Annotated in this window: 11 protein-coding genes; 7 read left to right on the top strand and 4 right to left on the bottom strand. The window is 68.3% G+C overall.

Going from position 1 to position 14,199, the window contains the following annotated elements:
* Positions 1–3 precede the first annotated feature (3 nt).
* A complete protein-coding gene (locus AC6CID_RS10770) occupies positions 4–504 on the bottom strand; it encodes a PaaI family thioesterase (protein WP_006553428.1) in 501 nt (166 codons plus the stop codon).
* A 92-nt stretch (positions 505–596) separates the two neighbouring features.
* Between AC6CID_RS10770 and AC6CID_RS10775 the strand changes: the two genes are divergently transcribed.
* Positions 597–1,799: an MFS transporter gene (locus AC6CID_RS10775; protein WP_064060539.1), complete on the top strand. Its 1,203-nt coding sequence runs from the start codon at positions 597–599 to the stop codon at positions 1,797–1,799.
* A 14-nt stretch (positions 1,800–1,813) separates the two neighbouring features.
* Here the strand turns inward: AC6CID_RS10775 and AC6CID_RS10780 are convergent, their stop codons facing one another.
* Both AC6CID_RS10780 and AC6CID_RS10785 read right to left on the bottom strand, forming a co-directional pair.
* Complete coding sequence (locus AC6CID_RS10780; RefSeq protein WP_019290360.1) at positions 1,814–3,397, bottom strand: Rieske 2Fe-2S domain-containing protein; 1,584 nt, start codon at positions 3,395–3,397, stop codon at positions 1,814–1,816.
* 52 nt (positions 3,398–3,449) lie between these two features.
* Entirely contained in the window at positions 3,450–4,262 is an 813-nt protein-coding gene (locus AC6CID_RS10785; protein ID WP_217579291.1) for a hypothetical protein, read from the bottom strand.
* Positions 4,263–4,325: 63 nt separating this feature from the next.
* Between AC6CID_RS10785 and AC6CID_RS10790 the strand changes: the two genes are divergently transcribed.
* Positions 4,326–5,141 (top strand): lysophospholipid acyltransferase family protein, encoded by an 816-nt coding sequence (locus AC6CID_RS10790; protein WP_006553432.1) that lies wholly within the window; start codon positions 4,326–4,328, stop codon positions 5,139–5,141.
* On the top strand, positions 5,104–6,057 hold the full coding sequence (locus AC6CID_RS10795; RefSeq protein WP_231412381.1) for an HAD family hydrolase: 954 nt from the start codon (positions 5,104–5,106) through the stop codon (positions 6,055–6,057). The genes AC6CID_RS10790 and AC6CID_RS10795 overlap by 38 nt, the downstream gene beginning before the upstream one ends.
* 25 nt (positions 6,058–6,082) lie before the next feature.
* Here the strand turns inward: AC6CID_RS10795 and AC6CID_RS10800 are convergent, their stop codons facing one another.
* Entirely contained in the window at positions 6,083–8,227 is a 2,145-nt protein-coding gene (locus AC6CID_RS10800) for an N-acetylmuramoyl-L-alanine amidase (protein ID WP_220666366.1), read from the bottom strand.
* A gap of 273 nt (positions 8,228–8,500) precedes the next feature.
* Here AC6CID_RS10800 and AC6CID_RS10805 point away from each other — a divergent pair, with 273 nt between their 5' ends.
* The 4 genes from AC6CID_RS10805 to AC6CID_RS10820 all read left to right on the top strand — a co-directional run bounded on the left by AC6CID_RS10805 (position 8,501) and on the right by AC6CID_RS10820 (position 14,181).
* Positions 8,501–10,060 (top strand): SpoIID/LytB domain-containing protein, encoded by a 1,560-nt coding sequence (locus AC6CID_RS10805; RefSeq protein WP_498353940.1) that lies wholly within the window; start codon positions 8,501–8,503, stop codon positions 10,058–10,060.
* 141 nt (positions 10,061–10,201) lie between these two features.
* Positions 10,202–10,954, top strand: a complete 753-nt coding sequence (locus AC6CID_RS10810) for a MerR family transcriptional regulator (RefSeq protein ID WP_006553436.1) — start codon at positions 10,202–10,204, stop codon at positions 10,952–10,954.
* A 72-nt stretch (positions 10,955–11,026) separates the two neighbouring features.
* Positions 11,027–12,247, top strand: coding sequence for a UDP-galactopyranose mutase (gene glf / locus AC6CID_RS10815; RefSeq protein WP_006553437.1), 1,221 nt, complete (start codon positions 11,027–11,029; stop codon positions 12,245–12,247).
* Entirely contained in the window at positions 12,244–14,181 is a 1,938-nt protein-coding gene (locus AC6CID_RS10820; protein ID WP_006553438.1) for a glycosyltransferase, read from the top strand. Before glf ends, AC6CID_RS10820 begins: the two co-directional genes overlap by 4 nt.
* Positions 14,182–14,199 lie beyond the last annotated feature (18 nt).

Genomic DNA, 14,199 nt, shown 5'->3' on the forward strand with positions numbered 1-14,199 from the left:
AGGTCAGCGCAGGATCAGGCAGGTGGTCGAACCCGTCGCGAGCAGGCGGCCCTCGGAGTCACGGGCCTCGCCGCGCGCCGTCGCCGTGCGACGTCCGGTGTGCTCGCAGAAGCCCTGCACACGGATGACGCCCTTGCCGGTCTGCACCGGACGCACGTAGCGGACCTGCAGGTCGAGGGTCGTGTACCCGACCCCGGCCTCGAGGGTGCTCGACACGCAGAAGCCCATCGCGGTGTCGAAGAGGGTAGCGAGCACGCCGCCGTGGATGCTGCCCACCGCGTTGGCGTGGAACTCCTGCGGCTCGAGGGTGACCTCGGCGAAGCCCTCGCCGGCATCGGTGACGGTGAAGCCGAGCGTGCGGGAGGTGGGGTGGTGCGGGATCGTCCCGTCCATCAGCCCGCGCAGGAAGTCGAGTCCGTGCATGTCGCGGTTGGCCGCCGACGTCGGTGCCGGGTCCTCCCACGTGTAGGTACGCTGCCGCTGCTGTTGCTCGTCCGTGCTCACGATGACCGACCGTATCCCACCTCCGGAGGGGTGACATGTGGAGCCGGGCGTGCCATTCTCGTTGCATGCGCCGTCGATGTTGATCCGATCCGGTGACCTCGCTGTCCGCGCGGGTGGTCGCGTACGCGTCCGTCCGTGAGTTCGTGCCGCTCTACGGCCTGTACGCGTTGCTGTTCGAGGATCACGGTCTCGACACCCGTTCCATCTCCTCGCTGTTCGTCCTGTGGTCGGTGGTCGCCTTCGTCTCCGAGGTGCCGTCGGGTGCGTGGGCCGACACCGTCTCCCGTCGCGGTCTGCTGTTCGGCAGCGGAGCCCTGCTCACGGCAGCGTTCACGATGTGGCTGGTGTGGCCCGGTTACTGGGGATTCGCGCTCGGTTTCGTCCTATGGGGCATCAGCGAGTCGATGAAATCCGGCACCTTCGAGGCCCTCGTGTACGACGAACTCGCCGCGCGCGGGTGCGAACACCGGTACGCGGCGATCATGGGATACGCCAACGCGGGTGAGATGACGTGTGTCTTCGTCGCGATCCTCACGGCGGCACCGCTGTTCGAACTCGGCGGCTACGCGCTCGTGGGCTGGGTGTCGGTCGCGATCACCGTCGTCGACATCGCGCTCGTGGGAACGCTTCCCGCCGCACCGAAGGTGGAGGAGGCCGATGAGATCGCCGGCAGAGGCGACACCGTCCTCGTCCGCTACATGTCGTCGCTGCGCGCGGGAACGTCCGAGATCCGCACCGACCGGGTGGTGCGACGATCGGTCGTCCTCGCGGCCGCCCTGCTCGCCTGCCTCGCCTTCGACGAGTACTTCGCTCTCCTCGCACGCGAATCGGGAGCGGAGACCGGATTCGTGCCGGTGCTGGTCGCGCTGACGGCCGTCGGACAGGTGGTCGGTGCCGCGACCGCCGGACGGACTGCGACGATGAGCGGCCGCACCATGGGTGCCGTCGTGATCGTCGGATCGGCACTGATCGCCGGTGGTGCACTCGCCGGGGGGATCGCCGGATTCACGGCGATCGGTGTGGGCTACGGCGCGCTGCACAACACGGCGATCGTCGCCGAGGCGCGCCTGCAGGACACGATGTCCGGTCGTGCCCGCGCGACCGTCTCGTCCGTCGTCGGCCTGACGAGCGAGGTGCTGTCGGTGGCGGTCTTCGCCGCCTACGCGATCGGCTCGCTGTGGTTGCCGATGGCGGCGCTGGTCGCGGTGACGGTGCTCCCGCTGGTCGGGTTGGGCGTGGTCGCGCCGAGGCTGTTGCCCGCGGCGCGACCCGCCGGGACCGAACGGGAGCGGTGACTACCGGATGCGGATCACAGCTTGGTGCTGCGCAGTTCGTGACCCTTCGAGGTCTTGCAGCGGCCCGATTCGAGATCCCACTGCCAGCCGTGCAGGTTGCAGGTCAGCGTGGTGCCGTCGACGACACCGAACTTCGACAGGTCGGCCTTCAGGTGCGGGCAGCGACGCTGGATCTCGTAGCCGCCCAACTCGATCGACGCCGAGTCGTCGTGCGCCTCGGCGAACCAGCCGTCGGCGTACGCGATGCGCTCGTCGGTCAGGCACTTGAAGAAGGTGTAGAGGAACTCGTTGTATCCGCCGATGCGCCAGGCCGTGAACCGGGTGGACAGGAAGATCGTGTTGACCCAGTCGGGCTCGTCGTCGCGCAGAACCGTGCGCACGAGCTCGGGAGCGATACGGAAACCGTAGCGGTACTTGCCTTCTCCCTCGATGGGTTCGCGCACGACGCGCTTGGGGAAGTCGAGCACCACGGTCTCGTCGCCCATCACCAGACCCACCGGGTAACCGATGCCGTCGCAGATGAGATCGGACTGCGCCATGATCGGCTCGAACTTCGCCTTGAGTGCGGGCAGCAGCGGCTCGCCCTCGGCGGGAGCCCAGGCCGCCTTCTGCGCCGCGATCACCGGAGCGAAGCGCTGCGCCATGTCCTCGATGTAGGCGGCCTTGTTCGTGAAGATCGCCTCGACCTGCTCGTCGGGGATCGGGTGCGTGAGCGTCATGTGCTCGCTGCCCTTCAGATCCACCACCGAACCCGGGATCATGAGCAGACCGCCCTCGCGGCCGTGGATGCGCAGTTGCTCGAGGAAGACCTGCTGGTCGGGGAAGATGTTGCCCTCGTCGCCGTGGTCGTCGTTGAGGTCGCGCAGGTCGTCGTCGAGGAAGACCGGCGGACCGGCCGACGGCACGATCCACGTCGCGTCGACTTGGTCGATGTAGCTGCGGCAACGGTCCATGCCGCGCTGGCGCTTCTGCTTGCCGAAGTTGGCCTTGGTCTTCTTCGGGATGTCGTAGACCATCGGGTACCAGATGGCGCCCGAGTACTGCAGCAGGTGGATGTCGATCTTCCCGAACGCCTCGTGCATGACGTCCATGTCGATCGGCCGCGCGTCGTTCATGTTGAACACGGTCGACTCACCGTCGGAGACGATCAGGCCCGAGTCGCCGATCGGTCCGTCGGCCGGCGCACGCAGCGCGATGATCATGATGTCGAGATCGCCCGGCGAGAGCGGAGCTTGCGGAGCGACCTCGATAGTGCCGTGCCGCAGCCGGTGCTTGACGGAGTCGGTGGTCTCGAAGAATTTCGAGAAACCGAGCTTCTCGAGCTCGCGACGCAGGTCCGGTACCGGATAGTCGGGCAGCAGGACGGTCGCGTCCTTGTTGACGTGCTTGCTCAGCGTGTCGGGATCGAAGTGATCCTTGTGCAGATGCGAGACGTACAGGTAGTCGACGTTGCCGAGAGCGTCCCAGTCGAGACCGGTGTTGTCCGGGAAGGGCACCCACGAGGCGAAGTACGCGGGCGTGACCCACGGATCGCACAGGATGGACCCCGCTTCGGTCTGGATGTGGAAACCGGCGTGTCCGACGCTGGTGATCTGCACTTCGTACCCTCCTGACGTGCTGACCGACGCCTACCAGAGTAGGCGCCGCCCGTCAGTCCACTGCGCCCAGGCAGTACCCGTTGCTGCCCGTGGTGAGCAGGACCACCAGGTCACGGGGTGTACCGGCCTCGACGATCGGAATCGTCACATTCGTGTACACCTCCGAGACCGGGGTGACGGAAGCGGCCGCGGCGTCGAAGGATTCGAGGTCGCCGACGACGTCGGGATCGGTGGCCAGCGGCGGCACTCCGGGGTTCCCGGTGCCCCAGGGATCCCACGTGCCCCGCGCCTCGCACACCAGTGGGTACCGCTCCTCGGTGTCGTCCGGATCCACCGGCGCGCCGATCGCCCGTCCGAGGAATCGTTCGACGGCGTAGCGGGCGTCCTCGTCGGTGTAGCCCGGCGCGCCGGTCGGGTTCACGTACGGGCACGCGTAGCCGGACGCGATCTCGCTGCGCAGGACGGACAGGTCGATGCCACCGGCCGACCACGTCACCGCGTACTGGCCGTCCCTGCCCGGCTGCTGCACCGCGGCGGTGATCGCGTCGACGTCGGCGTACATCTGCCGGGCCCGTTCCGGGGCGATCGTCCAGCACTTGCCCACCACATCGATGCCGCCGACGAGATCGTTCGTCCATGCCTGCAGCGCCGCGGTGGCGGCGGGATTACCGGGGACGTCCCCGACGACCACCGCGGGCGTCGCGGCGGGGGTGGTCTCCTCGACGGTTTCCGCCGCGGTCGGTTCCGGGCTCTCGGTCGGGATGCCGGACTGCCCGTCGCCCTCGCAACCGGCGACGGTGAGGACCACGGCGACGGCGAGGCCGGCGAATGCGAGTACGTCGGGCTTTCGGGCGAGGGTGCGCACAGTAGTGGCCTTTCGACGATGATCACGGTCGTTCCTCCACCGGGCCCCGCTAGGCTGACCGGCGTGGAACCCTTCTATCGGACCATCATCGGTGTCGCCCGCACGCTCTTCGCAGCGCAAGGGCTGAAGTTCGCGATCACCGGGGCGGAGAACATCCCGGCGACGGGTGGTGCGGTCATCGCGATCAACCACACCGGCTACATGGACTTCACCTACGCCGGGATCCCCGCCCGGGTCACCAAGCGGTACATCCGCTTCATGGCGAAGAAGGAAGTCTTCGACCACAAGATCTCCGGCCCCATGATGCGCGCGATGAAGCACATCCCCGTCGACCGCGGCGACGCCGGCGAGTCCTACCGACTCGCCGTGGAGGCGCTGCGTGCCGGTCAGCTCGTGGGTGTCTTCCCGGAGGAGACGATCAGCCGCAGCTTCGAACTCAAGGCGTTCCGGTCCGGCGCGGCACGGATGGCGAACGAAGCCGGTGTCCCGGTGGTCCCCATGGTCATCTGGGGGTCGCAGCGGGTGTGGACGAAGGGCCACCCGAAGCGGCTCGGACGTACGAACACCCCGATCACCATCGAGGTGGGCGCCCCCATCCATCCGTTCGAGCCGGCAGCGGAGATGACCGCGCAGCTCCACGCGACCATGGAGAAGATGCTTCACCGGGTCCAGGACGGTTACATCCACGAGGACGGTGCCTACTGGGTGCCCCGCCGCCTGGGCGGATCCGCGCCGACCCTCGAGGAGGCGACCGCCCTGGACGAGGCCGCGGCCGCCGAGCGTCGCGCCCGGAAGGCCCGGGAACGTGCCGCCCGTGAAGGTGCTGCCGGTAGCGGCAACGATGACGCAGGCGGCGACCGCGGTACTTCGGCACAATGACGGAGTGAACGCACAGTCGAGTCGAGAGCCGTATCGGGACCACATCACGGACGCGGTGCGTCCTGCTTCCACGGACGCGGTGCGTCCTGCTTCCACGGACGCGGTGCGTCCCGGATTGGTGGCTACGGACGTGGACGGCACCCTGATCGACGACACCGAGAAGGTGTCCGATCGGACCCGCGCCGCGGTACATGCGGTGGTCGACTCCGGTGTTCCGTTCGTCCTGGCCACCGGCCGCCCGCCGCGCTGGATCGCGCCGGTCGTCGAAGAGCTGGGCTACGCGCCCATGGCGGTGTGCGCGAACGGTGCCGTGCTCTACGACAGTTCCACCGACCGTGTGCTCAGCGCCGCGGTGCTCGAGGTCGACGAACTGGCGTGGCTCGCCGAGGTGGCCTCGTCGGTACTTCCCGGTTGCGGTCTGGCCGCGGAGCGGGTGGGGGATCGGGCCCACGACGCGGCGACGCCGCAGTTCGTCAGCGCTCCCGGTTACGAACATGCCTGGCTGAATCCGGACAACACCGAACTCGCCGAGCACGAGGTGATCAGTGAGCCCGCCATCAAGTTGCTCGTCCGGCTCCCCGGCGCGACCAGCCGGGAGATGGCGGAGGCTCTCGTGCCGAAACTGCACGGGCTGGTCGACGTGACCTATTCGACGACCCACGGGCTCATCGAGATTTCCGCGGCGGGGGTCACGAAGGCTTCCGGTCTCCAGGAGATGGCCCGGCTACTGGGTGTCTCCCACGAGAATCTCGTGGCCTTCGGCGACATGCCCAACGACATCCCGATGCTGTCGGTAGCGCGTCACGGTGTGGCGATGGAGAACGCGCATCCGGACGCGAAGTCGGTCGCAGACGAAGTCACCGCCACCAACGTCGAGGACGGGGTGGCCCGCGTTCTCGAACGGTGGTGGCGGTGACTCGTTCCTACCGGTGCGCTGCGGGTCAGCCCGCGGGCGCCGGTTCGGGTGCCGGTTCCGGCGCAGGTGCCGGTTCGGGTCCGGGCGCAGGAGCACCCTCGGGTGCGGGTCCTGCGACGTCGGCCGGCTGATCCTGCATCGCCTGGTCGTAGGCGTCGTCGTAGGCGCGCAGCACCTTGGTGACGACACCCGTGACCTCGTTGAAGATCAGCGAGCCGAACTCGAAGTCCGAACGCCAACCGTCCGGCACCCGGTACTCGTCGCTGGTGGGCAACCCCAGCTCACCAGCGTCGAGTCCGTTCTTCTCCCACGCCTTGTAGATCTCGCCGAGTACCGTCCACGTGCCGCCGTTCGGTGACGTGTAGATGGCCCCGTTGACGAAATTCACTCGTTCGAAACCGCTCTTGACCGCGGGAAGGATCGAGGTCACCGCCTGTCCGAGCCGTCCGAGTTCGCCGCCCTCGGCGAGCCACTTCTGGACCAGCGGGTGACCGCTGAGGCGGATCAGCTCGTCGACGACACCTTCGGCGGTGTCGGCCGAGCCCGAGGCGAGCGCTCCGACGTTGATGTCCGGCACGTTCGGCGACGGATTGGACGGCGACGGGTTCGAGGGTTGCGGGTTCGAGGGTTGCGGGTTCGACGGCGACGGGTTCGAGGGCTGCGGGGCAGTGCCACCGCCACCGCCCTTTGCCGCAGCGACGGCGATATCGCGGATCTTGCCCATCTGCGAGTAGCCGGCATCACCCGGGCAGCTGGTGTTGCCCACGTCGCGGTGCGCGAAGATGATCGGCAGATCCACCGCCGCACCCTGCGGGTAGGGGGTGAACGATGTGCCCTCGGAGTACATCGTGGTGCGGCCCTTGGGGTTCAGTCCCGCGCGGGCCAGACGCCAGCCGAGGAACTTGCCGACCGACTCCACCGCGGCCTGCGGCGGGGCCTGGGTCGAGAAGTCGCCCATCATCGCGATGCCGTGGGTGTTCTCGTTGAATCCACCCGCGTGTGCGCCCTGGACGTTGCGGTCGAGACCACCGGCGCGACCCTCGAAGATCTGGCCGTACTTGTCGACGAGGGTGTTGTATCCGATGTCGCACCAGCCGAGCGTGCGTGCGTGGTATGCGTAGATCGCGCGCACGATCTCGGCCGATTCGGCCTTCGAGTAGTTGTTGCTGCCCGCGGTGTGGTGCACGGTCGCGCCACCGAGGGAGTCGTCGTAGGTCGGGGTCTGGCAGCGCATCGACTCGTCGGCGCCCCACTGCTGGCGGGTGATCACCTTCAGGCCGGAGTTACCGAGCGGGCTCGCGATGTCCTCGAGTCGCGCGTCCGCTTCGCTGCTGCCGGGCGAGATGAGCACGGCACTGACCGCTTCGGCGGCCGCCTGCAGCGGGTTCTCGCGCAGCGGCTTGGACGAGGACGCGGGCACGTATCCGAGATCGGGTGCATCGGCTGCGGGTGCAGCGACCGGCGCGGGTGCCTCGTCGGCGGGGACCGGGGCCTCCGCCGGGGCTGCAGGAGCAGGAGCTTCGGGCGCCGGTGCCTCCGGGGCGGGTGCCTCGGGAGTGGGAGCGGGGGCTTCGGGTGCCGGCGGGGCCTCCGCGCCGGCGAGATTCGGTTCGGGGCCGGGACGCGGCGTCAGCAGCACCTGCACCGCACGGGTGGCACCGACGTAGATCGGCTCCGTGCCCGTGCGTCCCTCGCTGGTGGCGTCGTCGGCGCGCGTCTCGATCGGCTCGGTCGCGGTCCAGGGACCCCAGCTGCCGTCGTCCTGCTGCGCGCGGATGAGCGCGTCGGTGGCGGCGACGTCCTCGGCGGCGAGCGCGACGAGGCTGAACGGGGTGTCGCGGGTGAGTTCCTTGACGGTCGCACCGACGCGCTGGACGAGTCCGCCGTTCGGGTCGGGAGCAGTCGTGATCTGCGGGAGCCCGTCGACGATCTCCTTCAGGCTGAGGTCCGGCAGGTTGAGACCGGTGAGCTCCTCGAGCGGGATGATCAGGTCGGGCACCGAGGCGAGCACGACTTCCGCGATATCGGGTGCCACTGCCTCGACGGTGTCGTTGGCATTCCGGATCTCGGGAGCGGTGCTGGTCAGCCCGGTGACGGCGAAGGGCGTCGCGACGGCCAGGGCGGCGACGGCACCCAGGACGATCGACGGCTTGGGGCGGCGATGCGGCACTGTTTGCTACTCCCTGTCGTTGGTGCTCCAGCGGACGGTTCCGACTTCGGATCGTCCCTTACGTGTCGCTTCCGTGGCCCGGTTCGGACACGAAAGTTCTGTAACTCGTGATTCTTGTGTTGCTTCTGTGACATTTGTTGCCTAGCTCCGTCACTCTTGTCACACTAGACGCAGCAAACCTTAAGCCTCAACCTGAGCTTGAGGATCGGTCGAAATTGTCCGATATCGCGGATCACGAGTTCGCGCCTACAGCGACAACGAGGGAGCAACGTCATGTCACGACAGTCCATCGGGCGCAGAGGCAAGATCCGGAGGCGGCGCATCATCCTCGGCAGGCCGCTGCGCAACGGATGGCGTCCCTCCGTCGCCCGTGCCGCCGCGATCGGGGTCGCTCCCGCGCTGCTCGTCGGAGCCGGCGTGGGCGCGCTCGTCCAGAGCAACCAGGCGGCACCAGGTGTCGTGCAAGCGGTTTCGGCCGACACGCCCTTCACGTTCAGTGGCTTCGGTCACGGCCACGGTCGTGGCATGGGGCAGTGGGGTGCCTACGGCTACGCCCAGGACGGGTGGACCGCCGAGCGGATCATCGGCCACTACTACGGCGGCACCGAACTCGGCACGGTCGACGACGCGATGATCGCGGTCCGTCTCATGGCGCGCGACGACCACACCCTCGACGTCTACTCCGACGCCGGCATGGTCGTCGCCGGTAAGCAACTCGCGCCCGGCGAGGCCGCGCACCTGACACCCACCCCGGACGGCGGCGCGAACGTCGTCGTCACCGAGGGCTGCAGCGGCGACGTGCTGTGGCAGGCAGCCACCGACCTGCCGTGGGTGGACCCGATCGACCTCGCCGAGGACCGTCCCGCGAACGAGCACCTCACGATGTGCTCGGACGACAAGACCTACCGCGGTGCCCTCGGTGTGGTGCTCGACGGCACCGCCCCGCGCACCGTCAACCGCCTCCACGTCGAGGACTACCTGCGCAGCGTGGTCCCCGCCGAGGCGCTGCCCGCCTGGGCCGACACCGGTGGTGCCGAGGCGCTGCGGGCGCAGGCCATCGCCGCGCGGTCCTACGCCCTCGCCGAGAAGCGTCACGAGAAGTGGCAGACCTGCGACACCACGGACTGTCAGGTCTACGGCGGGTCGGGCGTCGAGGATCCGCGCACGGACGACGGTGTGCGCACCACCCGCGGAACCGTCCTGATGAAGGACGGCGAGGTCGTGCGCAGCGAGTTCTCCGCCTCCACCGGCGGCTACTCGGCCGGCGGCACCTTCCCGCCCGTCGAGGACGAGGGTGACAAGGTCGCCCCGAACCGCGAATGGGCCAAGACCTTCACCGCGGCCGAGATCGGCAGCAAGTTCGGCGTCGGCGACCTCCAGGCATTCGAGGTGCTCTCCCGCAACAATCTCGGACCCGAAGGCGGTCGCGTGACCCGGGTCCGCGTGGTCGGCTCCGACCGCACCATCGAAACGACGGGCGCCGAGGCACGGACCAAGCTGGGACTGCGTTCCGACTGGTTCACCGTCAAGGAAGGCATCGACGAGGACGCCCCGGAGATCACTCCGGCACCCGAACCCGGCCCCGAAACCGGCACCGATCCCTTCGGCAGCGGCACCGGCACCTCGCCCATCGAGCAGGCCTATCTGGACCTCGGCGGCGTCGACAGCGTGCTCGGCTCGCCCATCGGCCCCGAGCTGATGCTGCCCGACGAGATCGGCAAGTTCCGGATCTTCACCGGCGGCGCGATCGTGTGGACACCGGACCTCGGTGCTCAGGTCATCGACGCGAGCTTCCTGAAGGACTGGTTCCCGAGCACGGGTAGCGCCGAGTAACCCGACGGCACATCTCGACCGGCCGGTCGCCCCGAACAGGGCGGCCGGCCGGTGGCGTTCCGGCACCGCGACGACGATGGTTGACATTGACGCAACGTGAAGATGCACGCTGGGCGTAGCCGGAAAGAAGGAGGTGGGCACGTGCGGGAATGGTCGATCCAGCAACTGGCACGCGCCGCCGGTGTCACCAGCCGCACACTGCGGCACTACGGCGACGTGGGGGTGCTGCATCCGAGCCGCACCGGCAGCAACGGCATGCGGTTCTACGACGAGGACGCACTCGTGCGTCTCCAGCGCATCCTGCTGCTCCGCGATCTGGGACTGGCCCTGCCCGCCATCCGCGACGTGCTCGCCGGTCACGACGACACCGCGAGCGCACTGCGCACCCACCTCGACCTGCTCGAACACGAGCGCCGGCAGTTGGACCGCCGTATCGCGGCGGTGCGCACCACCTTGGCGAAGACGGAGAGAGGGGAGGAACTCGTGGCAGACGAAGTGTTCGACGGGTTCGACCACACGCAGTACCGGGACGAGGTCATCGAACGGTGGGGCAAGGACGCCTACGACTCGGGCGATCGTTGGTGGCGGGGCATGGACGACGCCGCCAGGCACGACTGGATGAAGCAGGTCGAGCAGCTGAACCATGACTGGATCGCGGCGGCCCGGGCCGGTCTCGACCCGGCGGGCCCCGAAGCGCAGGACCTCGCGCGGCGGCACGTCGCCTGGCTGTCGTCGATTCCGGGCACCCCGGGAGGCGGCACTGCGGCGGGCAGTCCGCGGGAGTACGTGCTCGGTCTCGCCGACATGTACGTCGAGGACGAGCGTTTCGCGGCGAACTACGGAGGACGGGAGGGCGCCGAATTCGTCCGTGACGCGCTCACCTACTACGTGTGAGTGTGACGGCCCTCTCGGTCCGCCCGGACCGAGAGGGCACCTCCGCGACGGAGTCGCATACCCTGGTCTCCCGTGACTGCTGCATCAGCGCCCCAGCCCTCCACCGGTGAGTACGACCTGATCGTCGTCGGCTCCGGATTCTTCGGACTGACGATCGCCGAGCGCGCGGCCACGCAGCTCGGCAAGCGAGTGCTCGTGATCGAGCGTCGCCACCACCTCGGTGGCAACGCATACTCCGAGCCCGAACCGGAAACCGGAATCGAGATCCACAAGTACGGTGCCCACCTGTTCCACACCTCCAACAAGAGGGTGTGGGACTACGTGAACCAGTTCACCGATTTCACCGGCTACCAGCATCGCGTGTTCGCGATGCACAAGGGCCAGGCCTACCAGTTCCCGATGGGTCTCGGACTGGTGTCGCAGTTCTTCGGCCGGTACTTCAGCCCCGACGAGGCACGCGCCCTCATCAAGGAGCAGGCCGCCGAGATCGACACCGCCGAGGCGAAGAACCTCGAGGAGAAGGCGATCTCCCTGATCGGCCGCCCCCTGTACGAGGCGTTCGTCCGCGACTACACGGCCAAGCAGTGGCAGACCGACCCGAAGGAACTGCCCGCCGGCAACATCGCCCGGCTGCCCGTCCGCTACACCTTCGACAACCGCTACTTCAACGACACCTACGAGGGCCTGCCGGTCGACGGGTACACGGCGTGGCTGGAGAACATGGCGGAGAACGAGCGGATCGAGGTCCGGCTCGACACCGACTGGTTCGAGGTGCGCGATGAGGTCCGTGCCGCGAGCCCGGAAGCCCCCGTCGTCTACACCGGCCCGCTCGACCGCTACTTCGACTACTCCGAGGGCCGGCTCGGATGGCGCACCCTCGACTTCGAGACCGAGGTGCTGCCCACCGGCGACTTCCAGGGCACCCCGGTCATGAACTACAACGACGCCGACGTGCCCTACACCCGCATCCACGAGTTCCGGCACTTCCACCCCGAGCGCGACACCTACCCGACCGACAAGACGGTCATCATGCGTGAGTACTCGCGTTTCGCCGAGAACGACGACGAGCCGTACTACCCGATCAACACCCCCGAGGACCGCGAGAAACTCAACGCCTATCGCTCCCTCGCGAAGAAGGAAGCCGCGGACAACAAGGTGCTCTTCGGTGGCCGGCTCGGCACCTACCAGTACCTCGACATGCACATGGCGATCGCGAGCGCGCTGTCGATGTTCGACAACGTCCTCGCCCCGCATTTCGACTCGGGAGCGCCCATCGCCGGGGACGCCTCGTGAGCGCCGCGAAGCACGCGGCCGTCGCGAAGCACGAGGCGGCGAGTACCCCCGCCACGGAGGACGAACTGCTCGGCCGGTCGCTGCTGCAGCGCATCATCCTGCCGCGCCCGGGCGAGCCCCTCGACGTGCGCACGCTCTACCTCGAGGAGTCGCCCACCAACGCGCGTCGCGCCCACGCGACGAGCCGGACGACGCTGGCGATCGGCGCCGAGTCCGAGGTGTCGCTGTGCACCTACTTCAACGCCTTCCCGGCGAGCTACTGGCGTCGCTGGAGCACGCTCGGCTCGGTGGTGCTGCGACTCGAACTCACCGGCCACGGCCGCGTCGACCTGTACCGCAGCAAGGCCGACTCGAGCCGCATCCACGTCACCGGCCGCGAGTTCCGCGGGTCCGACACGGTCGTCGAGATCGAAGCCGACCTGGGGCCGTTCGAGGACGGCGGCTGGCTGTGGTTCGACGTCACCACCGACAGCGAGGTCACGCTGCACGCCGCCGGCTGGTACGCACCTGTCGAGGCGCCCGGACACGCCTCGGTCGCAGTGGGCATCCCGACCTTCAACCGCCCTGCCGACTGCGTGAAGGCGCTGCGTGCGCTCGCGTCCGACCCGCTGGTGATGGACGTCGTCGACGCCGTCATCATCCCCGACCAGGGCACCCGCAAGGTTCGCGACGAGGCCGACTTCGCGGAGGCCGCCGAACCCTTCGGCGACCGTCTCGTCATCCACGACCAGGGCAACCTCGGTGGCTCCGGCGGCTACAGCCGCATCATGTACGAGGCGCTGAAGACCACTTCCAGCCCGTACATCCTGTTCATGGACGACGACATCGAGATCGAACCCGACTCGATCCTGCGCGCGCTCGCCCTGTCGCGATTCGCGAAGAAGCCCATGCTCGTCGGCGGGCAGATGCTCAACCTGCAGGAACGCAGCCACCTGCACACCATGGGCGAGGTCATCCACCGCTCGAACTTCATGTGGGGTGCCGCGCCGAACGTCGAGTACGACCACGACTTCTCCACCAAGCCGCTGCGCGACCGGGAGAACTCGAAGCTCCTGCACCGACGCATCGACGTCGACTTCAACGGCTGGTGGATGTGCATGATCCCGCGTGTCGTCGCGGAGGAGATCGGCCAGCCCCTGCCGCTGTTCATCAAATGGGACGACGCCGAGTACGGCCTGCGGGCACGGGACGCCGGCTACCCCACGGTGACGATGCCCGGCGCCGCGATCTGGCACATGGCGTGGAGCGACAAGGACGACGCCATCGACTGGCAGGCGTACTTCCATCTGCGCAACCGGCTCGTCGTGGCCGCGCTGCACCAGCACGGCGACGCCAAGCCGATGGTGCTCGACACGATCAAGGCCACGATCAAGCACCTCGTGTGTCTCGAGTACTCGACGGTCGCGATCCAGAACAAGGCCATCGAGGACTTCCTCGCCGGTCCGGAGAACCTGTTCGAGCTGCTGCCGCGTGCCCTCGGCGAGGTGCACGCGCTCCGGAAGAACTTCCCCGACGCCGTGGTGCTGCCGTCGTCGACCGAACTGCCGATGGCATCCGGCGCCGAGGTCGGGGCCGTCGGACTGCCCGAGGGTGCGGTCGCGAAGGTCAGGCGTCTCGCGAAGGGTGTGCTGCACAACGTGCGCCCCGAGAACCGCGAGCACCACGAGCGGCCGCAGCTGAACGTGCCCACCATCGACGCGCGGTGGTTCCTGCTCTCGCAGGTCGACGGCGTGACGGTCACCACGGCGGACGGTCGGGGTGTCGTCTACCGTAAGCGCGACCGTGCTCAGGCCCAGGCCCTGCTCACCGAGGCGCTCAGGCTGCGACGCGAACTCGCGCGCCGGTTCCCCGAGATGAAGAAGCGGTACCGGGACGCGGTTCCCGCCCTGACCAGCAAGGAGGAGTGGGAGCGTGTCTTCGGAATCGGCAACTGACCCCGGCACTGCGGCTGC

It is taken from the genome of Rhodococcus sp. GQ147, from assembly GCF_059759155.1.